This is a genomic window from Azospirillum sp. A26 (assembly GCF_042604635.1).
Classification (GTDB): Bacteria; Pseudomonadota; Alphaproteobacteria; order Azospirillales; family Azospirillaceae; genus Azospirillum; species Azospirillum palustre.
On record NZ_CP170472.1, the window covers coordinates 1,513,305 to 1,536,816 of the forward strand.

General features: G+C 68.3%; 22 protein-coding genes and 1 tRNA gene. 18 read left to right on the plus strand and 5 right to left on the minus strand.

The features are described from left to right. Window positions 1-86 precede the first annotated feature (86 nt). Window positions 87-1,757, plus strand: coding sequence for a Na/Pi cotransporter family protein (locus tag ABNQ39_RS07705; RefSeq protein ID WP_376956565.1), 1,671 nt, complete (start codon window positions 87-89; stop codon window positions 1,755-1,757). A gap of 207 nt (window positions 1,758-1,964) precedes the next feature. Further along, a complete protein-coding gene (locus ABNQ39_RS07710) occupies window positions 1,965-2,852 on the plus strand; it encodes an EAL domain-containing protein (protein WP_376956567.1) in 888 nt (295 codons plus the stop codon). Here the strand turns inward: ABNQ39_RS07710 and ABNQ39_RS07715 are convergent. Further along, on the minus strand, window positions 2,806-3,273 hold the full coding sequence (locus ABNQ39_RS07715; protein WP_376956569.1) for an NUDIX hydrolase: 468 nt from the start codon (window positions 3,271-3,273) through the stop codon (window positions 2,806-2,808). The two genes, ABNQ39_RS07710 and ABNQ39_RS07715, sit on opposite strands and share 47 nt — an antisense overlap. 121 nt (window positions 3,274-3,394) lie before the next feature. Between ABNQ39_RS07715 and ABNQ39_RS07720 the strand changes: the two genes are divergently transcribed. The 7 genes from ABNQ39_RS07720 (at window position 3,395) to ABNQ39_RS07750 (ending at window position 8,250) form a co-directional block, all read left to right on the plus strand. Continuing rightward, on the plus strand, window positions 3,395-4,348 hold the full coding sequence (locus tag ABNQ39_RS07720; RefSeq protein ID WP_376956571.1) for a LysR family transcriptional regulator: 954 nt from the start codon (window positions 3,395-3,397) through the stop codon (window positions 4,346-4,348). A 122-nt stretch (window positions 4,349-4,470) separates the two neighbouring features. After that, entirely contained in the window at window positions 4,471-5,721 is a 1,251-nt protein-coding gene (locus ABNQ39_RS07725; protein ID WP_376956573.1) for an MFS transporter, read from the plus strand. An 11-nt stretch (window positions 5,722-5,732) separates the two neighbouring features. Beyond that, window positions 5,733-6,140 (plus strand): hypothetical protein, encoded by a 408-nt coding sequence (locus tag ABNQ39_RS07730; protein ID WP_376956575.1) that lies wholly within the window; start codon window positions 5,733-5,735, stop codon window positions 6,138-6,140. Window positions 6,141-6,274: 134 nt separating this feature from the next. Then, entirely contained in the window at window positions 6,275-6,667 is a 393-nt protein-coding gene (locus tag ABNQ39_RS07735) for an NADH:ubiquinone oxidoreductase subunit NDUFA12 (RefSeq protein ID WP_098739448.1), read from the plus strand. 104 nt (window positions 6,668-6,771) lie between these two features. Continuing rightward, window positions 6,772-7,293 carry an outer membrane lipid asymmetry maintenance protein MlaD gene (mlaD, locus tag ABNQ39_RS07740; protein ID WP_376956577.1) on the plus strand — a complete coding sequence of 174 codons (522 nt, stop codon included), beginning with the start codon at window positions 6,772-6,774 and terminating at the stop codon, window positions 7,291-7,293. A gap of 118 nt (window positions 7,294-7,411) precedes the next feature. Continuing rightward, on the plus strand, window positions 7,412-7,666 hold the full coding sequence (locus ABNQ39_RS07745) for a hypothetical protein (RefSeq protein WP_376956579.1): 255 nt from the start codon (window positions 7,412-7,414) through the stop codon (window positions 7,664-7,666). A 164-nt stretch (window positions 7,667-7,830) separates the two neighbouring features. After that, on the plus strand, window positions 7,831-8,250 hold the full coding sequence (locus ABNQ39_RS07750) for a DUF2155 domain-containing protein (RefSeq protein WP_376956581.1): 420 nt from the start codon (window positions 7,831-7,833) through the stop codon (window positions 8,248-8,250). 59 nt (window positions 8,251-8,309) lie between these two features. Here the strand turns inward: ABNQ39_RS07750 and ABNQ39_RS07755 are convergent, their stop codons facing one another. Continuing rightward, window positions 8,310-8,972, minus strand: a complete 663-nt coding sequence (locus ABNQ39_RS07755; protein WP_376956583.1) for an alpha/beta hydrolase — start codon at window positions 8,970-8,972, stop codon at window positions 8,310-8,312. A 346-nt stretch (window positions 8,973-9,318) separates the two neighbouring features. Here ABNQ39_RS07755 and epsC point away from each other — a divergent pair, with 346 nt between their 5' ends. The 7 genes from epsC to ABNQ39_RS07790 all read left to right on the plus strand — a co-directional run bounded on the left by epsC (window position 9,319) and on the right by ABNQ39_RS07790 (window position 14,622). Then, complete coding sequence (gene epsC, locus ABNQ39_RS07760) at window positions 9,319-10,104, plus strand: serine O-acetyltransferase EpsC (protein WP_376956585.1); 786 nt, start codon at window positions 9,319-9,321, stop codon at window positions 10,102-10,104. Then, window positions 10,101-10,583: an Rrf2 family transcriptional regulator gene (locus ABNQ39_RS07765; RefSeq protein ID WP_376956587.1), complete on the plus strand. Its 483-nt coding sequence runs from the start codon at window positions 10,101-10,103 to the stop codon at window positions 10,581-10,583. Before epsC ends, ABNQ39_RS07765 begins: the two co-directional genes overlap by 4 nt. Window positions 10,584-10,628: 45 nt before the next feature. Next, on the plus strand, window positions 10,629-11,780 hold the full coding sequence (locus ABNQ39_RS07770) for a cysteine desulfurase family protein (RefSeq protein ID WP_376956589.1): 1,152 nt from the start codon (window positions 10,629-10,631) through the stop codon (window positions 11,778-11,780). A 204-nt stretch (window positions 11,781-11,984) separates the two neighbouring features. Beyond that, window positions 11,985-12,683 (plus strand): molecular chaperone DnaJ, encoded by a 699-nt coding sequence (locus tag ABNQ39_RS07775; RefSeq protein WP_376956591.1) that lies wholly within the window; start codon window positions 11,985-11,987, stop codon window positions 12,681-12,683. 62 nt (window positions 12,684-12,745) lie between these two features. Further along, window positions 12,746-13,075 (plus strand): ferredoxin family 2Fe-2S iron-sulfur cluster binding protein, encoded by a 330-nt coding sequence (locus ABNQ39_RS07780; RefSeq protein ID WP_109086201.1) that lies wholly within the window; start codon window positions 12,746-12,748, stop codon window positions 13,073-13,075. Between the two features lie 128 nt (window positions 13,076-13,203). Continuing rightward, window positions 13,204-14,379: a tRNA 2-thiouridine(34) synthase MnmA gene (mnmA, locus tag ABNQ39_RS07785; protein WP_376956594.1), complete on the plus strand. Its 1,176-nt coding sequence runs from the start codon at window positions 13,204-13,206 to the stop codon at window positions 14,377-14,379. Window positions 14,380-14,547: 168 nt separating this feature from the next. After that, window positions 14,548-14,622: transfer RNA gene (locus ABNQ39_RS07790), tRNA-Met, on the plus strand. Between the two features lie 114 nt (window positions 14,623-14,736). Here the strand turns inward: ABNQ39_RS07790 and ABNQ39_RS07795 are convergent. Further along, window positions 14,737-15,651, minus strand: coding sequence for a GGDEF domain-containing protein (locus ABNQ39_RS07795; protein ID WP_376956596.1), 915 nt, complete (start codon window positions 15,649-15,651; stop codon window positions 14,737-14,739). Window positions 15,652-15,905: 254 nt separating this feature from the next. Here ABNQ39_RS07795 and ABNQ39_RS07800 point away from each other — a divergent pair, with 254 nt between their 5' ends. Then, a complete protein-coding gene (locus ABNQ39_RS07800) occupies window positions 15,906-17,852 on the plus strand; it encodes a sigma-54-dependent Fis family transcriptional regulator (protein WP_376956598.1) in 1,947 nt (648 codons plus the stop codon). A 45-nt stretch (window positions 17,853-17,897) separates the two neighbouring features. Here the strand turns inward: ABNQ39_RS07800 and ABNQ39_RS07805 are convergent, their stop codons facing one another. Then, on the minus strand, window positions 17,898-21,581 hold the full coding sequence (locus tag ABNQ39_RS07805) for a hydantoinase B/oxoprolinase family protein (protein WP_376956600.1): 3,684 nt from the start codon (window positions 21,579-21,581) through the stop codon (window positions 17,898-17,900). Window positions 21,582-21,748: 167 nt separating this feature from the next. Then, on the minus strand, window positions 21,749-22,330 hold the full coding sequence (locus tag ABNQ39_RS07810) for a GNAT family N-acetyltransferase (RefSeq protein WP_376956602.1): 582 nt from the start codon (window positions 22,328-22,330) through the stop codon (window positions 21,749-21,751). 287 nt (window positions 22,331-22,617) lie between these two features. Between ABNQ39_RS07810 and ABNQ39_RS07815 the strand changes: the two genes are divergently transcribed. Continuing rightward, window positions 22,618-23,400, plus strand: coding sequence for a TerB family tellurite resistance protein (locus ABNQ39_RS07815; RefSeq protein ID WP_376956604.1), 783 nt, complete (start codon window positions 22,618-22,620; stop codon window positions 23,398-23,400). The last annotated feature ends 112 nt before the right edge of the window (window positions 23,401-23,512 follow it).

A 23,512-nucleotide genomic window follows, 5' to 3' on the forward strand; every position in this document is an offset into this window, starting at 1 on the left:
GTCATATTGTCGCAACAATCCGCGCACCCTACCCTTCAGTTAGGGGTGCCGCCTGACCGCATCCCCGATCCGACAAAGGGGGTGCGATGCAGGCGACACGGGTGCTGCTGGAACTCGCCGGAAATGTCGTGCTGCTCCTGTGGGGGCTGCACATGGTGCAGAGCGGGCTGACCCGCGCGCTGGGCGGCGACCTGCGCCGCATCCTCGGGGCCGGGCTGCGCAACCGCTGGACCGCCTTCCTGTCCGGCATGGGCATCACCATGCTGCTGCAAAGCAGCACCGCCACCGGCCTGATGGCGACCGGCTTCACCGCCACCGGGCTGGTGTCGCTGATGCCGGCGCTGGCGGTGATGCTGGGTGCCAATGTCGGCTCCACCCTGATCGTCCAGATCCTCGCCTTCGACGTCGCCCATGTGGCGCCGGTCCTGCTGCTGGGCGGTTTCATCGCCTTCCGCCGTGGGGCGCGGACGCGCAGCCGCGACCTGGGCCGCGTCGCCATCGGGCTCGGCCTGATGCTGCTGTCGCTGCACCTGCTGCTGGCGACCATCGCCCCGGCGGAGAATGCACCGATGCTGCGGCGGATGCTGGCGATGCTGACCGCCGATCCGGTGGTGGCGGTGATGCTGGCGGCACTGCTGTCCTGGGCCGCCCATTCCAGCGTCGCCGCCATCTTGCTGATCGCCTCGCTGGCTGGCGGCGGGGTGATCGGGCCGGAAGCCGCAATCGCCATGGTCGCCGGCGCCAATCTGGGCAGCGCCGTCAATCCGGTGATCGAGGGGCCGGGCGGCGACGGCCGCAACCCGGCGGCCCGGCGGCTGCCGGTCGGCAACCTGATCAACCGCCTCGTCGGCTGCCTGATTGTCGTGCCGCTGCTGGGGCCGATCACCGCCGGCCTGCAAACGGTGTCGCCGGATGCCACGCGGCTCGCCGCCAACTTCCACCTCGCCTTCAACCTGGCGATGGCGGGGCTGTTCATCGGCCCGCTGCCCTGGTTCGCGCGAGCACTGACGCGGATGTTCCCGGAGCGGGTGGCGGTCGCCGACCCGGCGATGCCGCTCTATCTCGACCGCAGCGCGCTGCGCATCCCCCATCTTGCCATCGCCAATGCCTCGCGCGAGGCGTTGCGCATGGCCGACACGGTGGATGGCATGCTGCGCGGTGCCTTGGACGTGCTCCAGACCGACGACCGCAAGCGGGTGCAGGAAATCCGCCGGATGGACGATGTGCTGGACCGGCTGCACGAGGCGATCAAAGGCTATCTCACCCAGATCAATGTCGAGGATCTGGACGAAAGCGACGCCAGCCGGATGTCGGACGTGCTGACCTTCACCATCAACCTCGAGCATGTCGGCGACATCGTCGATTGCAATCTGATGGAGACGGCCTCGAAGAAAATCCGACGCAAGCTGCGCTTCTCCACCGAGGGGGCCGGCGAGATCGCCGGCATGCTGGAACGGCTGAGCGAAACCCAGCGGCTGGCCGCCGCCGTCTTCGTGTCGCGCGATGTCCGCTCGGCCCGCGCGCTGATCCATGAAAAGGAGGTGATCCGCGATCTGGAGACCAGCGCCACCGAGGCGCATTTCGCCCGCCTGCGCGCCGGCCGCAAGGAAAGCGTGGAGACCAGCGCCCTCCACCTCGACATCCTGCGCGACCTGCGGCGGATCAACGCCCATCTGGTTGCCGCTGCCTATCCAGTCCTCGATCAATCGGGTGAGCTGCTGCCCAGTCGTCTCAAACGGGGAGCAGCTCGGGCGTAAGCGTTCACGTCCCATAGGGGAGCTGTGCCGCTTCGGCTTCGACCTTTTCTTGTCACCGGCGCAGCAACGTTAACACTTTCGTAACCATATAAAATTCGTCAAGCTCTTTCGCGACATGGTTAACAAACCCCTCCTGTGGTTGTTATGGCAGCGACCCCCAACGGGGTTTTGAAGAGCCAAGGAATGGTTGTCGAGAGGGAGCGGACGGTGGCGAACACGCACGCGACGTCGAACGGACCCGCGAACGGACCCGGCACACAGGGGATATCCGACGCCGGATTCGCCGCGCGGGTGCGCGACGCCATCGACCGGCAGGAGTTGTCCCTAGTCTTCCAGCCCCAGGCCGATGTCGTCACCAACCGCCTGACCGGGTTCGAGGCTTTGTCGCGCTGGCGCCTGTCCGACGGCACCATGCTGCCCCCCGATGTCTTCGTGCCGATGGCCGAGCAGGGGGAGGCGATCCACCTGCTCGGCGAATGGACCCTGCGGACGGCCTGTGTCGCGGCGACCGGCTGGCTTCGCGCCGGCTATCCCGACATTCCGGTGTCGGTCAACCTGTCTGCGCGGCAGCTCGACGATCCGGGGCTGGTGCTGAAGGTGCTGGGCATCCTGGCGGAGACCGGCCTGCCCGCCGCCAACCTGAAGCTGGAGTTGACCGAAACCAGCATGTTCAGCCAGACGGCCGAGGCGCGGGAGGCGCTGCTGCGGTTGCGGGGCGCCGGAATCAGGCTGGTGCTGGACGATTTCGGCACCGGCTGGTCCTCGCTGGCGACCCTGCGCCGGGTGCCGGTGGAGGCGCTGAAGATCGACAAGCAGTTCGTCCAGGCGATGGTGGAGGACCGTGATGCCGCCGCCATCGTCCAGGCGGTGGTGGCGCTGGCCCACGCGCTGGAGCTGGGCGTGGTGGCGGAGGGGGTGGAGACGCCGGAACAGCGGCTCTACCTGCAAGCCTACCGCTGCGATGTCTTGCAGGGCTATTGGCTGTCGCGCCCGCTGACCGCCGACGGGGTGGACGATTTCCTTGCCGAGCGCAGCGCGATCCTGCCGCCTATCGGGTTGGGAGGCTCTGCCGCTGGGCCGCAGACATCAGGATGACCCGGCGGGTTTCGTCCCACTCCGTCAGTTCCCCGGCCTCATCGGCGGTCGCCCAGCAGGCCTCCAGCGCATCGTCGGCGCAGAGCGGTTCGCCCTCTGCACTCTCCGCCGCCACCTCGACAAGTGTGTAATGGTAGTGGACGCGCCCCTCGGCATCGGGGGTGATGGCGTCCACCACGGTGACGATCCCGGTCGGCACGACCTCCAGCCCGGTCTCCTCCCGCACTTCGCGCACCGCGGTCTCGAACACCGTCTCGCCGACCGACTGGGCTCCGCCCGGCAGGCTCCACTGCCCCATCCGCGGCGCCTTGCCCCGCCGGATCAGCAGCACCTTGTCGCCGCGCCAGACGACGGCCCCGACGCCAACCCAGGGGCGGTCGGGATATTCGCGGCTGGAACGGTCGGGCGGAGTGGCGGACATGAACGGCTCCCTATCGATGTCTTGACCCGAGGGTAGCGCGGTCCGACACTGGTACACCAGTCGCGAAGACGCAGTGCCGCGTCCTGCCGGTGTACACCCCACCCGACCGTATGGCCGCCCCATGAAGCTCAACGAGATCCGCACCTTCATCGCCGTTGCCGATGCGCAGTCGGTGCAGGAGGCCGGCAACCGGCTGGGGCTGACGCAGTCCGCCGTGTCGCGGCTGATCCAGCGGCTGGAGGCGGAGCTTGGCGTCGTGCTGTTCGACCGGCAGACCAAGCCGCTGGCCCTGACCCGCGACGGCGAACTGGCGCTGGCCCATGCAAGGCGCATCCTGGCGGCGGCCAGCGACTTCGCCGACGCGTTCGCCGGGTCGGCCGAACCGCGCGGGCTGCTGCGGCTCGGCATGGCCCATGTGCTGACCGCTCTGGCCACTGGACGGCCGCTGGACGAGTTGCGCGCCGGCTTCCCCGGCCTGACCCTGCGGCTGCATTCGGATTGGAGCAACCCGCTGATCGAGCAGGTCCGCGCCGGCACGCTGGACGGCGCGGTGATCCTGCTGTGCGAGGGGCAGATGCCCCCCGACGACCTGCCGGTCCGCCGGATCGGCACAGAACCGGTCAACGTCATCGCCTCTCCCGATGACGCATCCAGCGATCTCGCCGCCATGAACCGGCGCGGCTGGGTGCTGCAACCGAACGGCTGCCGCTACCGCGAGGCGCTGCAGCAGGCGCTGGCGCCGCTCGGCTTGCAGCCGAACGTGACGGTGGAGGCCTACGACCAGAGCCTGCTGGTGTCGCTGGTGACCCGCGGCGTCGGCTTCGGCTTGGCACCGATGGGGCTGATCGCACCGATCCCCGATGCGACGGCGGTGCGCCCGCTCGACCTTCCCAACTTCCGGATGTCGGTGACGATCTGGCTGATCCAGTCGCGGACGGCCGGACGCATCGCCCCGGTCTTCGACCGATTGGAGGAGGCGCTTCGGCAGGAACTGGCGGCTGGACGCCTGCCCGGGTGCACAGCGGCCAAGCACGCGATGGACGAGCATCCCCTCCTGCATTCCGCTGCGGAATGACCCGATTGCCGATTATGAATTTGCCGAACTGTTGAGGCCCGCCTATCGTCGCAGGCAGAGCAGTTCCATAACACCGGCGCGCGGCGATACCCCGCAGCGGCGCCCGGATCCGGGAGGATGCCTTGACCACCGTTACCCCTGCACCGGCGCCCTCCTGGAGGACGCCCGCACTCGTCGTTGTCTGCGGCTGCCTGATCTCGATGCTGGCCTTCGGACCGCGCTCCAGCATGGGCCTGTTCATCGGCCCGCTTTCGGAAACCCGCGGCTGGGGCCGCGACGTCTTCGCGCTGGCGATGGCGATCCAGAACATCCTGTGGGGTGCCGGCGGCCCCTTCGCCGGGGCGCTGACCGACCGCTACGGTCCGGCCCCGGTGCTGGCTGGCGGCGGGATCCTCTATGCCGCCGGGCTGGCGCTGATGCCCTATGCCACCACCAGCGCCGAACTGTACCTGACCGCCGGCGTGCTGATCGGGCTGGGCCTGTCCGGCGCCTCCTTCGGCATCATCATCGCCGGTTTCACCCGGCTGCTGCCGCCGGAACAGCGCAGCTGGTCGGTGGGCATCGCCACCGCCGCCGGATCGATGGGCCAGTTCCTGTTCGCGCCGATGGGTCAGGCGTTCATCGCCGGCTTCGGCTGGCAGACAGCCCTGTTGCTGCTGGCCGCCTCGATGATCGCGGTGCCGCTGCTGGCTGGCGTCTTCCCCGGCCCCAAGGGCATGACGGCAAGCGGCACTCCGGCGGTGACCGGCGCCAACATCGGCTACGTCGCCGCAGTGCGTCAGGCCTTCCAGCACCGCAGCTATGTGCTGCTGGTCGCCGGCTTCTTCGTCTGCGGCTTCCAACTGGCCTTCATCACCACCCACCTGCCGCCCTACCTGACCGCCGCCGGCATCAGCCCGACGCTGGCCGCCTGGGCGCTGGCGCTGATCGGCCTGTTCAACGTCGTCGGCTCCTATGCCTCCGGCATCCTGGCGGGCAAGGTCAGCAAGCGCTACCTGCTGTGCGCCAACTATTTCTCGCGCGGCATCGCGACGGCAATCTTCATCCTGCTGCCGATCTCGTCGGTCACGGTCATTGCCTATGCCGCGGTGATGGGCCTGCTCTGGCTGTCCACCGTGCCGCCGACCTCCGGCCTCGTCGCGCTGATGTTCGGCACCCGCTACATGGGCACCCTCTACGGCTTCGCCTTCTTCAGCCATCAGGTCGGCGGCTTCCTGGGCGTCTGGCTCGGCGGCGTACTGTATGAGCGGACGGGGTCCTACGACGTCGTCTGGTGGCTGGGCGTGGCGCTGGCGATGTTCGCGACAATCGTCCACTGGCCGATCGCCGAGAAGCCCGCCCCGTCGCTGGCGGCGGCCGAAGCAAAGGCGTAAGATAAACACGCATGAGCGATAGCCCCGCCCCCTCCCCCGCCGCATTTCCCATCGGCCACGGCCTTGCCGCGGCACTGCTGGGCGGCATCCTGCTGGTCTGGGCCGGGTTGATGGGGCTGTCACTGCAACGCGCCGCGCTGCCCGACACGACCGACGGCATGATGCTGGCGGTCTTCTCCCCCGGCACCAGCGATGCCGAGGCGATGGCGGCGATGGTGCGGGCCGGGGGCGAGCCGGTGCGCTCCACCTGGCTCGGATTCGCCTGGGTCGCCCGCGGCGTGGAGCCGGGATTCGTCGGCCGGCTGAAGGCCGAGGGCGCGCTGGCGGCCTTCGGCGAGCTTCCGGTCGGCCCGACGCTGGGCGGCTGCACTGCCACCCCGGTCGATACGGCCAGGATCGCCGCGACCCGCCTGCAATAGCTCCGCTCTTTCCACCCTTCGGGCAGCTTGGGCCTCACCAACGGTGGACGCGCGTGTCTTGCGGTGTCATAGTGCGGCCCGCATTCGACCAGCCCCGTTTCCGCGGGGCCAGACTCCGGAATTCGTGAGCGACGATGAGCGAGCCGATCTCCCTGTTCACCAAACTGGCGAACATTCACATCCGTTACGTCACGTGGCGTCGGGGCGCCAAGGTCGGCAGCGACCGCTTCGGCAACGTCTATTACCGCAACAAGGACACCAAGCCCGGCACGCGCGAGCGCCGCTGGGTCCTGTATGCCGGTGAGCCCGACGCCTCCAAGATCCCGCCGGAATGGCACGGGTGGCTGCACCACACCACCAAGGAGCCGCTGCCCGAGGGGTCGAGCGCCTACCACAAGCCGTGGCAGAAGGAACATCTGCCCAACATGTCGGGCTCGGTCCAGGCCTACCGTCCGCCCGGCCATGTGCTGGCCGGCGGGCAGCGCGTGCCGGCCACCGGCGATTACGAGCCCTGGACTCCGAGCTGATCCACACCGGCACCGGCCATCGGGTCGGAACGGAAAGCGGAACGGAAAGCCCGGCCCCCATGCGGGCCGGGTTTCGATTCGGGAATTCGCAGCAGGATAGCTCTATGCGCCGGAATGTGATTGAGACCGTGCTTGGCGGCGTCGTGCTCGCCGTGGCCGCCGTGTTCCTTGCCTTCGCCTACAAAAGTGCGGACCTGCGCAAGGTGCAGGGCTATGACATCACCGCCAACTTCAACAGCATCACCGGCCTGCAGAGCGGCGCCGACGTGCGGATCAGCGGCGTGAAGGTCGGCACGGTCACCGGACTGACGCTCGATCCCACCACCTATCAGGCGGTGGTTCACCTGTCGGTCGACAATTCGGTGAAGCTGCCGAAGGACACCGCGGCGGTCATCGCCTCGGAAAGCCTGTTGGGCGGCAAGTTCCTGTCGCTGGAGCCGGGCGGCGATCCCGACGCCATCAAGCCGAACGGCAAGATCGAATTCACCCAGAGCACGCCGGGCCTGGAACAACTGCTGGGTCAGGTCATCTTCTCGCTGCAGAGCATGAGCAAGTCGGGCGATCAGGCCAACGGCCAGCAGGGCCAGGCCCCCGGACAGGCCCCGGCCCAGCCGCCGAAGCTGTGATGTCCAACGAGCTGTGACGTCCAACCCAGGGCGTGGCCGGAACCGACGGCCCCGCCCAAGCGTTCCTTCTCCAGTCCGGATCGACCTCGCAGCCGGATCACGAAGCAGGAGGAACGCGATGCGTCTGTTCCATCTGGCCGCCCTCGGCCTGTCTCTGGCGACCGCCGCCTGCGGCGCCGACATGGAAGAGAAGTCGGCCACCGGCGGGCTTGGCGGTGCCGTGGTCGGCGGACCGGTGGGTGCCGTGGTCGGAGCGGCTGCGGGGGCCGGCGCCGGTGCGGCGACCCAGAAGATCGAAGACCGCAACGCCACGCAGAGCGGGTCCGGCGCCACCTACAGTGCGCCGGCGTCACGCAGCACCGTCACACGCTGAGCCGCAATTTCCGCACAACGCACCCCGGCGTCCCCACCACTGGACCCCGCCACTAGACGGTGACCCCGCTTCCGGGATAGAAGGCGGAGCGCCCCGGCAAAGTTCCCGCTGACAGGCTGGGTCTTGCCATGGAGTGCCGTCCGCAATTACGGAAGCGATCCGACGTGACGAGACTTTCTAGTTATCTCCGGCCCAATCTTCTCCGGCCAGCCGCCGGCCTGCTGGGTGCCGCGGCGCTGCTAGCATCCGTGGCCGTCCAGGCCGCTCCGGTGCCGAGCCAGATGATCGAGCGGCCGGCGGCCAAGCTGCAATGGCTGGACAAAGTGACCGCCCGCACCTCCACCTTCACCATGAAGGTCGGGGAGACCAAGGCGATGAGCAGCCTGCGCATCACCCTGCGCGCCTGCCGCGAAAATCCGCCGATCGAGACGCCGGAATCCGCCGCTTTCCTGGAAGTGACGGAGATCAAGCCGGGCGAGCAGGCGGAACAGGTCTTCAGCGGCTGGATGTTTGCCTCCAGCCCCGCACTCTCGGCGATGGAGAACCCGATCTATGATGTGTGGGTTCTGGGCTGCGAACAATGAGGGGATGGGGAGGTCCGGGCCGCTTGCCCCCTCCCCCGCTCTCCCTTGCTTGATCCTGCTTACTCGGCCACCGCCGCGATGGGATTGCCCAGCGCCTTGTCCAGATAATCGTCCACCTGGATCGCCAGATCGTCGGTGCGGTTGACGAAGAAGTGGCTGGCGCCGGGAACGACGCGGTGGTCGATCCGGATGTCCTTCTGGTGCGACAGCTTGGTCACCAGCTTGGTCACCGCGGCCTGGGGCACCACCTCGTCCTTGTCGCCATTGATGATCAGGCCCGAGGACGGGCACGGCGCCAGGAACGAGAAGTCGAACAGGTTGGCCGGCGGCGAAACCGACACAAAGCCGTCGATCTCCGGACGGCGCATCAGCAACTGCATGCCGATCCAGGCGCCGAACGACACGCCGCCGATCCAGCAGAGCGGAGCGTTGGGGTTGTAGGTCTGCAACCAATCCAGCGCCGCCGCCGCATCGGCCAGCTCGCCCTCCCCCTTGTCGTAGGTGCCCTGGCTGCGCCCGACGCCGCGGAAGTTGAAGCGGAGCGCCGAATAGCCGCGCTTGGTAAACGACTGGAACAGGGTGAAGACCACCTTGTTGTTCATCGTCCCATTGTGCTGCGGGTGCGGGTGCAACAGCAGCGCGACCGGGGCGTTCGGCTGCTTGCCGTGGGTGTAACGGCCTTCCAGGCGACCGGCGGGACCGTTGAAGAGCACTTCAGGCATGGGAACGACGTTCCTGACGCGGACAAAGGGTTGTTGGAACCACCGCAACGACCGGCCGGACTTTCATCCGGCAAACCGCCCCGGCGCACGGGCCGTTTGGCCCATCACGGATTTTCCCGTCTTGGAGTGGGGTTTTCCGCACACAATTCTTGACCGTTTTGCTTGGTCATCATATATGCGTCGTAACGTCCTCCGGGACAACCCGCCTGACCCGCCCGATCGGCTCCAGCGCTAGCCGGACCCATCGATAAGTCCGGGTCCCTGCCGGTCGGAACCGTCGAGGTTCCGGACCGGAAGGTCCTGAACCGCAAGGGTCCGACAGGCCGAAACCGGGCACGGGCGGCCGATGAGAGCGGCGGACTATACCACGGCGGGTGATGGCGTGTTCAAGCATCTTCGCGAAGAGATCGATGGGATCATGGCGCGCGATCCCGCCGCGCGGTCCCGGCTCGAGGTCGCCCTCTGCTACCCCGGCTTGCACGCCATCGTTCTCCACCGCATCGCCCGGCGTGCCCGCGACGCCGGATTGCACACCACCGCCCGCCTGATCTCGCAGATCGCCCGGTCGCTGACCGGCATCGAAATCCATCCCGGCGCCACCATCGGCCGCCGCTTCTTCATCGACCACGGCATGGGTGTCGTGATCGGCGAGACGGCGGAGATCGGCGACGACGTCATGCTCTATCATGGGGTGACGCTGGGCGGCACCTCGCTCAATCCCGGCAAGCGCCATCCGACGCTGGGCGACGGCGTCATCGTCGGCGCCGGCGCCAAGATCCTGGGCGCCATCACCATCGGCCGCGGGGCGCGTATCGGCGCCAATGCGGTGGTGGTGGCCGACGTCCCGGCCGACACGGCGGTGGTCGGCATCCCGGCCAAGCCGGTGGTGGCACGCGACCGCGCCGAAACCCGCAAATTCATGCCCTATGGCACACCCTGCGGCGACATCCCCGACCCGGTGGCCCGCGCGCTGACCGGCCTGCTCGACCAGATGACGGCGCTGCAGGCCCGTGTCGGCGAGTTGGAAGCGGATCGTCCGCCCGCTGCCTTCCCCTGTTCAACACCCACACCGCCAGAGACGGTGGCGTCCCACGCAAACGGGATGCACGAAGCGCAAGGAGAATCGCGATGAGACTCAGCACCAAGGGACGCTATGCCGTGATGGCGATGGTCGATCTGGCCGCCACCAGCCAGGGCAGCCCGGTCGCGCTGGCCGACATCGCGGAGCGGCAGGAGATTTCCCTGTCCTATCTGGAACAGCTGTTCGCCAAGCTGCGCAAGGGCGGTCTGGTCAAGAGCGTGCGCGGTCCCGGCGGCGGCTATCTGCTTGCCCACCCGGCCGATGCGACCCGGGTGTCCGATATCATCCTGGCGGTGGATGAGCCGATCCGCACCACCCGCTGCGCCAACGGCACGCCGCAGGGCTGCCGTACCAACCGCTCGCGCTGCCTGACCCACGATTTGTGGGAAGAGCTGGGCAACCAGATCCACATGTATCTCAGCTCGGTCACCGTCGCCGATGTGGTGGAGCGGCGGATCATCGGCACCAGCGGCCTGAACCTGCTGCGCCCGGCCCCGGCCGCCGACAGCGCCGCCGCCGCCGCCGAGTGATCCGGCGGAGCGAGATTGGCCTTCCACGTTGAGCGTGCCTGAAAAGTGACTTCACCGCCCGTTGCCCCGTCTGTTGCCCCGTTCCGGCGGACCGGCGTCTATCTCGACCACAACGCCACCGCTCCGCTGAAGCCGGAGGTCAGGGCGGCGATGGGTCAGGCGATGGATCTGGTCGGCAACCCATCCTCCGTCCACGCCTTCGGCCGCAGCGCCCGCCGGGCGGTGGAGGAGGCGCGTGCCGCCGTGGCGGCGCTGGTGGGCGTGAAGCCGGCCCAGGTGCTGTTCACCGGCAGCGGTACGGAGGCGAACAACTTTGCGCTCCGCGGCTTCCCCGGCCGCCGCACACTGACCTCCGCCATCGAGCATGAGTCGGTGCTGGCCGCCCAGCCCGAGGCGGAGCGCTTCGGCGTGGACCGTGATGGCGTTGCCGACCTGGACGAGCTGGAGCGCCGGCTGGCCACGGCCGACCATCAGGCGCTGGTTTCCCTGATGCTGGTCAACAACGAGACCGGTGTGATCCAGCCGGTGGCCGACGCCGCCCGGATCGCCCACGCCCATGGCGCGCTGATCCACTGCGACGCGGTGCAGGCGGCCGGACGGATGCCGCTGTCCCTGCGCGATCTCGGCGTCGATCTGGTGACGCTGTCGGCCCACAAGCTGGGCGGGCCGACCGGCGTGGGCGCCCTGATCCTGGCGGAGGGGCTCGAACCCGACGCGCTGATCCGCGGCGGCGGGCAGGAACGGCGCAAGCGGGCCGGCACAGAGAACCTGCTGGGCATCGTCGGCTTCGGCGCCGCGGCACGGCTGGCGCTGGACGGGCTGGCGGAGGCCGCCGACCTCGCATCCCTGCGCGACCGGCTGGAGCGGGAGGCGCTGGCCGCCATCCCGCACGCCCGGGCGATGGGGGCCGGTGCAATGCGGGTCGCCAACACCAGTTGCCTGATGCTGGCCGGCCTGCCCGGCGAAACCCAGGTGATGACGCTGGACCTCGCCGGCGTGGCGGTCAGCGCCGGATCGGCCTGCTCCAGCGGCAAGGTGAAGCCATCCCATGTGCTGGCGGCGATGGGCGAAGATGACCGGGCCGCCGCCAGCGCCATCCGGGTCAGCCTGGGCTGGACCAGCGACGACGAGGCGGTCGACCGCTTCCTGACGGCCTGGACCGCGATGGCGCGGCGAAGCGCGCCCGCGGATGGCTGATCCCGCCTGTTACCCGCCATGGCTGCGCGACCATCTGTCCTCGGCCCGGAAAGCCCGCATTCGCGCATTGCGCCGGATGCGGCTTATCGGTATGACCCCGCGGAAGGCGGCCTTCGTGACGGCGGCCTTCGTGACGACAGCGGCCTCATGTCGGGTAAACCATCCCATCGGCCGAGCCTTTCGGCGTTTTGACGGACTGCGCGCATGACCAGCTCCAAATCCGGCCCGCCCAAATCCGGTCCGCCCGGCAACAGCAGCGGCGGCATTTCCGGCGCCATCGCCGGCGATCTGGAGCCCTGCGGCAGCTGTGGCCGCTCGGTGGCGCCACGCGCCCTGTTCTGCCATGCCTGCGGCGCGGCACAGCCACCGCGGCCGCTCGACCCCTTCACCCGACTGGGGCTGGAGCGCCGTTTCGACATCGATCTGGAGCAGTTGTCGAAGCAGCATGCCGGCTTCACCCGCGCCATGGACCCGGAGCGCTTCGCTGCCCGCGGTCCACGCCAGCAGGCCAACGCCAAGGCCCAGATCGAGGCGCTGCGCGACGCCTATGAGGTGCTGCGCGATCCGATCCGCCGCGCCCATGCGCTGCTGGAGCTGATCGGCGGCATGTCGGCCGATGGCGACGAGGACGGCGACGAGGAAATCGCCGATCTCGCAGCCCGGCTGGCCCGTGCCGACGACGTGCTGGACCTGGACCGCATCGGGCTGGACCTGAACCAGCGGGTCGAGGCCTGCATCAAATATCTCGCTCCCGCCTTCCGCAAGGCGCAGGCGGCGTCAACACCCGACAGCCTGCCGGCCGCCGACGGTGCCGCCCGCATCCTGGCCCGGCTGGAGCGGCTGGAGGCGCTGGCCTCCGAAGTGCGCGACCGCCGTGCCGCGCGGACGCCCCCGCGGCCGTGATTCACATTTTTCTTACAATCGCCCCTTAAATCGCTAGGCAACCTTAAAAGAACGAGGACCCCATGCCCAAGATGACCTTCATCGAGACCGACGGCACCCGCCGCGAGGTGGATGCCCCGCTCGGCCTGTCCGTGCTGGAGATCGCGCACAAGAACAGCCTGGATCTGGAAGGCGCCTGCGAGGGCTCGCTGGCCTGCTCCACCTGCCATGTCGTGATCGAGCCGGAGTGGTTCGACGTCCTGCCGGACGCGCAGGAGGATGAGGAGGACATGCTGGACCTCGCCTTCGGCCTGACCAAGACCTCGCGCCTGGGCTGCCAGATCATCATGACCGAAGAGCTGGACGGCCTTGTCGTCCGCCTGCCGGGCGGCAGCAACAACGCGATGAAGTAAGCGTTCGGGGGAACCCTGTTCCGGCCGCCGGGACGGCGCCGCGCGCTGCGGCACCCGGCGGCCTCTTGTATTACCCCGCTGCGCATTCCTGCCTTTTCCGGGCGCCTGCCCGCCTTATATAGGGCGCCATGAACTCCCTCGGTCTTTCCAAGCGCCCCCAGGACACCCGCGTCGTCGTCGCGATGTCCGGCGGGGTGGATTCCTCCGTCACCGCGGCCATGCTGCGGGAGGAGGGCTATGACGTCGTCGGCATCACGCTGCAGCTTTACGACCACGGCCTCGCCTTGCAGAAGCCGGGCGCCTGCTGCGCCGGCCAGGACATCTACGACGCCCGTCAGGTCGCCGACCGCATCGGCATCCCGCATTACGTCCTGGATTACGAAGGCCGCTTCAGCCAGGACGTGATGGATGATTTCGCCGACAGCTATCTGCGCGGCGAGACGCCGATCCCCTGCGTGCGTTGCAACCAGCGCGTCAAGTTCCGCGACCTGCTGAACACCGCCCGCGACCTGGGTGCCGAGGCGCTGGCCACCGGCCATTATGTCCGCCACATCGCCGGCCCGCATGGCGCCGAGCTGCACCGCGCCGTCGACCCCGCCAAGGACCAGAGCTATTTCCTGTTCGCCACCACGCGCGAACAGTTGGAGTTCCTGCGCTTCCCCCTCGGCGGCCTGACCAAGCCGGAAACCCGCGCTCTGGCCGAGCGCCACGGGCTGGAGGTGGCGGCCAAGCCCGACAGCCAGGACATCTGCTTCGTCCCCAACGGCAACTATGCCGAGGTGGTGGCGAAGCTGCGCCCCGGCTCCGTCGAGCCCGGCGACATCGTCCATGTCGACGGCCGCGTTCTGGGTCGCCACAAGGGCGTCGTCCACTACACGGTCGGCCAGCGCAAGGGGCTGGGCATCGGCGGCATCCGCGGCCAGGAGGAGGAGGCGCTCTACGTCGTCCGCCTGGAGCCTGCCCGCCGCCGCGTCGTCGTCGGCCCGCGCCGCGACCTCGCCCGCTCGCTGGTGATGGTGCGCGACGTGAACTGGCTGGGCCCCGATATAGCCAATGGCGCCGGGATCGAGGTGTCGGTGAAGCTCCGCTCCGCCCAGCCGGCTTCCCCTGCCCTGTGGCGCGCCGGGCCTGACGGCACCGCGCGCGTCGAACTGTTGGAACCCCAGCATGGCATCGCCCCGGGTCAGGCCTGCGTCGTCTATCAGGGCGACCGCGTGCTGGGCGGCGGCTGGATTTCCGCCACCGCCGGCGGCGTGGGCGAGGATGCGGCCAAGTTTATGGAAGCGGGGGAAACGGCGGCCTGAATCAGGGGCTTAGGCGACTTTCCGCTGGTCGGCCAAAAAAAATCGCACCCCCCGAAAATTCCGCGTTGACAGGCTAAGTCGCCCTATCCTATATAGCGGCTCCCGGCGGCGACGACGGGACACGATGGTAGCCACGGCGGCGGAAACGCCAACAGCGGCGAACTCGATGGCAGCGTAGCTCAGTGGTAGAGCAGGGGAATCATAATCCCTTGGTCGGGGGTTCAAATCCCTCCGCTGCTACCATCATAGAAAACCCCCTGGTCTCCGGAAGGAAGCCAGGGGGTTTTTCTTTGCGCGCTTCCAGCTTGACGCAGCGTGGACTGCGGATCGGCGACTGCGGGGAACCGGTGGCTCCCCCTACCCCGTCATCGACTTCGGCAATGCGATCTGCGGCTCGACCTCCACCCGGTTGCGGCCGGCGTTCTTGGCGCGGTAGAGGGCGGCGTCGGCACGGGCCAGCAGGGGCTCGATGCCGGTGTCGCCACCGGTCAGCCAGCTCAGGCCCAGGCTGACGGTCAGGAAAAGCTCTCCGCCGTCCTCCCGCTTCACCGGCTGGGCGGCGATTGCCTGACGCAGGCGCTGGGCGGCGGCGAAAGCATTCACGGGCGGGGTTTCCGGCATCACCACGGCGAACTCCTCGCCGCCCAGCCGGCCGATCAGGTCGCAGGCGCGCAAGCTGTCTTTGCAGGCGCGCACCGTGCTGCGGATCGCCTCGTCGCCGGTGGCGTGGCCATAGCTGTCGTTGACCCGCTTGAAATGGTCGATGTCCAGCATCACCACCGACAGCGGGCGCTCGTATCGTCGCGAGCGGGTAAACTCTTCAGCCCCCCTCTCCAGAAAGCGGCGGCGGTTCATGGCCCCGGTCAGGGCATCGGTGGTTGCCAGCCGCTCCAGATCGCGCTGCATCGCCACGACGCGCGAGGCCGCCAGCAGGCGCGCCGCCGTCCATTTCCAATCCAAAGGTTTTCGCAGGAACTCGTCGGCGCCGGCCTCCACCAGTTCGTGGAACTGGTCGGTCATGCTGCCGGGGATCATCAGGATCAGGTAGAGATGGCGAAGCCCCTGGGCCGTGCGCAGGTGCCAGCACAGCTCCAGCCCCGTCATGTCGTCCAGACGGATGTCGGCCATCACCACGTCGAACCGCTCATTCGCCACCGCCTCTATGGCGGCGGCGCCGTTGTTGACAACGCTGGTGGCGTAGCCGAGCTTGTTCAGCTCGTACACCATCATGGTCAAGTGGCGCGGTGAATCGTCGACGATCAGAATCCGCAAATCGAAAGCTCCCGGCGATCTCTGCGCGTTTATGGAGCATGAGACCTTACTTGTGCAAATGTCCTTAACGTCATGCCATGGCAGGATAACCAAAAGCAGAGGTCATACGCTGGTATTCCGGGGTGGTGGGTGGCGTCCAGCCGGTGGGACGATCTGATGCTTTTGCACATGTTGCCTATCGGGTCGCGCGCTTGATACTGTCTGTCTCAATATGTTCGTGGAACAAGCGGACGATGAGTGCGGGAGGCACGACCATGGACAGCGCACGCGCGGCCCACATCGATGAACTCGTCCGTGTCTCCACCGGCCGCGTCTCCGCAGGGGTGCCGTCCGCCCGCGATCCGATCATCGAAAACTCGTGGCGCCGATGCGTCGCCGACCACAAGCTGGACCCCACCGTTGGGCGGGAACCGCACATCCTGCCGCAGGAACGGCTGCGTGAGCATCGCGACGCGATGGACGAGTTCCTGCGCATGGCCCGCTTTGGGCTGGAGGCGCTGTACCGGCAGGTCGCCGGTATGGGCTATGTGCTGCTGCTGACCGACAGCAACGGCGTCACGGTGGATTTCATCGGCGACCCGACCTTCGACAACCACCTGCGCCGGGCCGGGCTGTATCTGGGGTCGGACTGGAACGAGGGGCATGCCGGCACCTGTGCTGTCGGCACCTGCATCGCCACCGCCCAGGCGCTGACCGTGCACCAGACCGACCACTTCGACTCCACCCACATCCCGCTGACCTGCACCGCCGCCCCGGTCTTCGACAGCGGCGGCGAACTGGCCGCCGTGCTGGACATCTCCGCCCTGCATTCGCCGGAACCGAAGATCAGCCAGTATCTGGCGCTTCAGATGGTGCGCGCCTATGTCCATAAGATCGAAACGGCCAACCTCTACAACAACTTCCGCCGCGACTGGGTGCTGAAGCTGTCGGCATCGCAGGAGTTCGCGGAGGTCGATCCCGACTTCGTCCTGGCGCTGGACGGCGGCGGGCGGGTGGTCGGCTTCAACCACAAGGCCCACGATCTGCTTGCGGAGGACGGAGCGTCACCGCTCGGCCGCTCCTTCGCCGAACTGTTCGACTGCGAGGTGGACGACCTGGTCCATTTCGTCCGTTCGCTGCCGACCGAGCAGCGCACGCTGCGCCTGCGCCGCACCGGCCTTCCGCTGTTCGCCCAGGCGATGCCGCCGCCCGCCGTATCGCTGCCGCGCAACCACACGCCGGATCATGGCGGAGAGCCGCTGCCGGAGCCGCTGCGCGTGGTGTCCGGCGGAGATCCAACGCTGAAGGCGGTGCTGACGCGGGCGGCCAAGCTGGTCAACACCCGCATGAGCCTGCTGATCCACGGCGAGACCGGCACTGGCAAGGAGCATCTGGCCAAGGCCCTGCACAAGGCCAGCATCCGCCGCACCAAGCCCTTCGTCGCCGTCAACTGCGCCGCCCTGCCGGAGAACCTGATCGAGAGCGAGCTGTTCGGCTACGAGCCTGGCTCCTTCACCGGGGCGACGGCGCGCGGCAAGAAGGGGCTGATCCTGGAGGCCGACGGCGGCACCCTGTTCCTAGACGAGATCGGCGACATGCCGCTGTCGTCGCAGACCCGGCTGCTGCGCGTGCTGGCGGAGCGCGAGGTGACGCCGATCGGCCGGACCAAGGCGGTGTCGGTCGATGTCCGCGTCATCGGCGCCACCCACCGCGATCTGGTGGAACTGGTCAAGGCCGGCAAATTCCGCGACGACTTGTACTTTCGTCTCAACGGCGCGGTGTTCACCGTGCCGCCCCTGCGCCAGCGCGGCGACCTGGACTGGCTGATCGAACGGCTGCTGGCCGAGCGGGCGGAGCGAGACGGCATCGGCTACCGCCTCACCCCGGCGGCGCTGGCCGCCCTGCGCGGCCATGGCTGGCCGGGCAATGTGCGGGAACTGGTGAATGCACTGGACTATGCCTGCGCGGTCAGCGACGGCGGGCTGATCGACCTTGGCGACATTCCGGAGCCGGTTCAGCACAGCGGCCTGTTCCGGGCCTGGCCGGAGGAGACCGCGCAGACGGTGGCGACGGAGGAGGACCCGGCCGCCCGGTTGCGCGAAACGCTGCGACGGCATCATTGGAACATTTCAGCGACGGCGCGCGCGATGGGGGTCGACCGCTCGACCGTCCATCGGCAGATGCACCGCTTCGGCATCGTGGCGCCGCATCGGGCGGAGTGAAGGGGGGCGGCGAGAGACTGTCTCGGCCGCCCACAACTTTCCCCTTTACCCTGCGGCCCCGAAGCCGCCGCCGCCCGGCGTCTCGACCACCAGGGCATCGCCCGGCCGCATGACGGCGCTGTCCTGGGAGGCCAACTCCTGCACGCTGCCGTCGGTGCGCTGGACCCAGGTCCGGCCGACGGCACCGTCGGCACCGCCCTTCAGGCCGAAGGGAGCGATCTTGCGGTGGTTGGCGAGGATGGCGGCGGTCATCGGCTCCAGGAAGCGCAGGCGGCGGATCACGCCGTCGCCGCCGCGCCAGCGCCCTGCCCCACCGGACTCACGGCGGATGCGGAAGCTCTCGACCAGCACCGGGAAGCGCCATTCCAGCACCTCCGGATCGGTCAGGCGCGAGTTGGTCATGTGGGTCTGCACGGCGTCGGTGCCGTTAAAGCCGTTGCCGGCGCCCGACCCGCCGCAGACCGTCTCGTAATACTGGTGCCACTCGTTGCCGAAGGTGGTGTTGTTCATCGTGCCCTGGGCCGACGCCATCACCCCCAGCGCGCCGAACAGGGCGTCGACGATGCACTGGCTGGTCTCCACATTGCCGGCGACCACCGCGGCGGGCGGATTGGGCGACAGCATCGAGCCTGGCGGGATGACGATCTCGATGGGGCGCAGGCAGCCCTCGTTCATCGGGATCTCGTCGTCCACCAGACAGCGGAAGACATACAGCACTGCCGCCCGGCAGACCGCCGACGGGGCGTTGAAGTTGTTGGTCAGCTGGGTGCTGGTGCCGGAGAAATCGACGATGGCCGAGCGCGCGCCATGGTCGATCGACACCCGCAGCTTGATGACCGCACCGTTGTCCAGCGTCACCGCGAAGTCGCCGTCGCTCAGCACGCCGATGGCGCGGCGGACCTGCTCCTCGGCATTGTCCTGGACGTGGCGCATATAGGCGATGACGGTGGACAGGCCGTGCAGGCGGACGACGCGGTGCAGTTCGCGGGTGCCCTGCTCGTTCGCGGCGACCTGCGCCTTGAGGTCGCCGATGTTCTGCACCGGGTTGCGCGCCGGATGCGGGCCGGAGCGCAGAAGCTCCACCATCTCCTGCTCACGGAACTGGCCGTTCTCCACCAGCGGCACGCAGTCCAGCAGCACGCCCTCGTCGGCGATGGTCCTGCTGTCCGGCGGCATCGAGCCGGGGGTGATGCCGCCGACGTCGGCGTGGTGCCCGCGGGAGGCGACGAAGAACAGCAGATCCTTGCCCGCCTCGTCGAACACCGGCGAGACGACAGTGATGTCCGGCAGATGGGTGCCGCCGTGATAGGGATCGTTCAGCGCGAAGCTCTCGCCGGCGGTGAAGGTGCCGCCGCGGCGTTGGATGACGGCGCGCACGCTCTCGCCCATCGATCCCAGATGGACCGGCATGTGCGGGGCGTTGGCGATCAGGCCGCCGTCGCGGTCGAACAGGGCGCAGGAGAAGTCCAGACGCTCCTTGATGTTCACCGACCGGGCTGTCTTCTCCAGCGTCACGCCCATCCGCTCGGCGATGGACATGAACAGGTTGTTGAAGACCTCCAGCGTCACCGGATCGACCTTCGCCCCACCCTTGACCCCGGCGGCCTGACGTTGGGTCGCCGGCTCCAGCCGGGTCAGCACCAGATGGTTCTTGCGGGTGACCTCGGCCATCCAGCCGGGCTCGACCACGGTGGTGGAGACCGCTTCGGCCAGGATCGCCGGACCGACGACGCGGTTGCCGGGCTGGAGCTGACGGCGGTCGTAGAGCGGCGCCTCACGACGCTGGCCCGCGCTGTGAATGGCAACGGTGGCGAGCCGGCGCGGCAGCACCGCAGTGGTGGCGGGAAGCTCGGGATCCTCCAGAACGTCGGTCAGGCCGACCGCCTCCAGCGTCACCGACTCGACCTCCAGCGCGGTGCCGGGGGTGAGGAAGCCATAGCGGCGGCGATGCGCCTCCTCGAAGGACTTGGTCATCGCCACCTTCGACCCGAAGGCGACCGTCAGCGTGGTGTCGGAGCCGGCGGCCTTGAGATGGACGCGGCGGTTGATCGCCTGCCGCCCGGCATCGACGCCCTGGCGGGTCAGCTCCGCCCGCCCTTCGGTCTCCAGATCGGTGAACAGCATGGTCAGCCGGTCGACCACGGCATCGCTCAGCGGGCCTTCGACCGCGCGTTCGCGGATGGCGACGGTGTCGGCCAGCCCGATGCCGTAGGCGGACAACACGCCGGCCTGCGGGTGCAGGAATACCCGCGTCATGCCCAGAGCGTCGGCGACGGCGCAGACATGCTGGCCCGCCGCTCCGCCGAAACCGTTCAGCGTGTAGCCGGTGACGTCATAGCCGCGCTCGACCGAGATCTTCTTGATGGCGTTCGCCATGTTGTCGACGGCGATGCGCAGGAAGCCCTCGGCGACCTCCTGCGGGGTCATCGCCGTGCCGAGCTTGGCGTTGACGGTGGCGGCCAGTTCGGTGAAGCGGGTCTTCACCACCTCGGCATCCAGCGGCTGGTCGCCGTTGGGGCCGAAGACATTGGGGAAGAAGCGCGGCTGAATCTTGCCGACCATCACGTTGCAGTCGGTGACCGTCAGCGGCCCGCCGCGGCGGTAGCAGGCGGGGCCGGGGTTGGCACCGGCGCTGTCCGGCCCGACGCGGAAGCGGGTGCCGTCGAAGACGCAGAGCGAACCGCCGCCGGCCGCCACCGTGTGGATGTGCATCATCGGTGCGCGCACCCGCACGCCGGCCACCACCGCGTCGAAGGCGCGCTCATACTCGCCGGCATAATGCGACACGTCGGTCGAGGTGCCGCCCATGTCGAAACCGATGACCCGGTCGAAGCCGGCCATGCCGGCGGTGCGCACCGCGCCCACCACGCCGCCGGCCGGACCGGACAGAATGGCGTCCTTGCCCTGGAAACGGCGGGCGTCGGTCAGGCCGCCATTGGACTGCATGAACATCAGCGGCACCGGCGTGCCGTCGACGCTGAGGTCGTTGGCGACCCGGTCGACATAGCGGCGCAGCACCGGCGAGAGGTAGGCGTCGGCCACTGTGGTGTCGCCGCGGCCGACCAGCTTCATCAGCGGGCTGACCAGATGGCTGACCGACACCTGGGTAAAGCCGACCGCGCGGGCCAGCGAGGCGACCTGACGCTCATGCTCCGGATAGCGGTAGCCGTGCATCAGCGCGATGGCGGCGGCGCGGAAGCCCCGGCGGTAGGCCTCCTCCAGCCCGCGGCGCACGGCATGCAGATCGACCGGCTTCAACACGCGGCCGTCGGCCATCACCCGTTCCGGCACCTCCACCACATGGGAATAGAGCTGGTCGGGCAGATCGATGCGGCGGGCGAAAATCTTCGGGCGGGCCTGATGGCCGATGCGCAGCTGGTCGGCCAGTCCTTCGGTGATCAGCAGGACGGTCGGTTCGCCCTTGCGCTCCAGCAGGGCGTTGGTGGCGACGGTGGTGCCCATCTTGACCACCTCCACCGTGTCCGGCGGGATCGGCTGCCCCGGCTTCAGCCCGAGAAGCTCGCGGATGCCCTGGACGGCGGCGTCGGCATAACGCTCCGGATTCTCCGACAGCAGCTTGTGGGTCACCACCGATCCGTCCGGCCGGCGGCCGACGATGTCGGTGAAGGTGCCGCCGCGATCCACCCAGAACTGCCACCGGGCCGGCTTGGTCTCCGCCGTTCCGGCCACTGCCCCTCCGGCCACCGCCGCGTTCTTCGTCTCACCCATTGTCGCACCCGCCGAAGTCCATGCGCGGCAACCGCACCGCGCGTGGGCCGGAGTTTCGCGATCCGGCAGCGAATTTCAACAGCTTGAGTGCCCAGCCCCCATCAGGAAAGAAGGACGCGGCGGAAAGAGCACAGGATCACAGACGACCGGCCTTGCGGATGTCACCGTCAGGCAGCCAGCCGCTCCCACGGGCGGGTGGACAGACGGGACTGAATGGCATTGCCCGCCAGGATGCTGTTGAAGGCGCCGCTGCCGTCCTCCAGCGCCTCCAGGGCGATGGAGAACTGATTGGGGGCCGGCAGCTCGAACATCGAGGTGATCTCGCCGCCGTCGAGCGCCAGCCGTCCGCCGAACCGGCGGGCCAGGGCGCGCATGCGGGAGTTTTCCGCCAGACACACCATATGGACATGCCGGATGCCGCGGTTGCGGGCGACGGTCAGGATGCGGCGGACCAGCGTGCTGCCGACACCCTTGCCCTGCAATCCCGACTCGATGCTGATGCCGAATTCAGCCTGTTCGGGCCAGAGGAGGCGGTCGCCGCACAGTTCGATGGCGCCGCGCAGCACGCCGCCCTCGAACGCGCCGAGAATCACCGTCCGACCCCAGTCGATGGCCGTGCAATGCCGCTCCACCGCCTCGTCCGACAGGGTGCCGGCGAAGCGGGCATAACGGTCCGTGCGGTCGAGGCGGAGAAGATGCGCCCGGTACTGGGGCAGCTCGGTCGGCATGATCTTGCGGATGACAGGCATGGCTCTGCTCACGGTTCTCGAAATCCGAAAACGCATTCGTGCAGAACGTTCTTCCCCAGGCTCCGGCACCGCCGTCAGCAGGCACCGTCTTATCGCGAGCGGCGCTCTCTCCGGCACCTTTTGTTGCATTGCAACATGGCGCGGCCGGCGGGATTCGCAAGCGCTTATTAGAAATTCGCGATACCAACAATGCTGGCCTGTTGCCGGCAAGCCACAGTTGGCCTGCCCTTTCCCGGCCGCTATGCTGCGCTCACGGGTGGGGTGGCCTGTGCACAAAAGGGCATGACATGAGCATCTGGGGCAAGATCCTGGGCGGCGCGGCCGGCCTGTTCACCGGCGGTCCGCTCGGCGCCCTGCTGGGCGGTCTGGCCGGGCACGCGGTCGATCTGTGGTCGCCCTGCGGCGCGGACGAGCAACCGCGCCGCAGCATGAGCGATGCCGAGGCCGAAGCGGCCAAGCAGACCGTCGCCTTCACCATCGGCGTAATCGCGCTGGCCGCCAAGATGGCCAGGGCCGACGGCGTGGTGAAACGGGTGGAGGTCGACACCTTCAAGCGGCTGTTCCGCGTCCCGCCAGAGGAATTGGATAATGTCGGCCGGGTCTTCGACCTCGCCCGCCGCGACACCCGCGGGTTCGAGGAATACGCCCGCCAGATCGCCAAGCTGTTCGAGGACAGGCACGCGGTGCTGGAGGAGTTGCTCGACAGCCTGCTGATGATCGCCGAGGCCGATGACGAGCTGCACGAGACGGAGGTCGAGTATCTGCACGCCGTCGCCGTGATCTTCGGTTTCGACGAAGCCGATTTCCGCCGCATCGTCGCCGGTCACCATCTGGCCGGGACCCCGACGGAAACCGACCCCTATGCCGTGCTCGGCGTGGCGCGTCTGGCCGGCGACGATGCGGTCAAGGCCGCGCACCGGGCGCTGGTCCGGAAACACCACCCGGACCGGCTGATCGCCCAAGGCATGCCACAGGAATTCATCGATCTGGCAACGCAGAAACTCGCGCTGATCAATGCTGCCTACGACCGCATCCGCCGCGAACGGGAAGGTGCTACCGCCCTGTCCTGACCTGCCGCGAGCTGTTGTCGGTCGAGTTCATTTAAAATTGTTTTCTCATGGCATTTATCTCGTTTCCTGACATATCGTCTCCGGCGGGGCGGGCGACCGGTTGCCCGCGTGC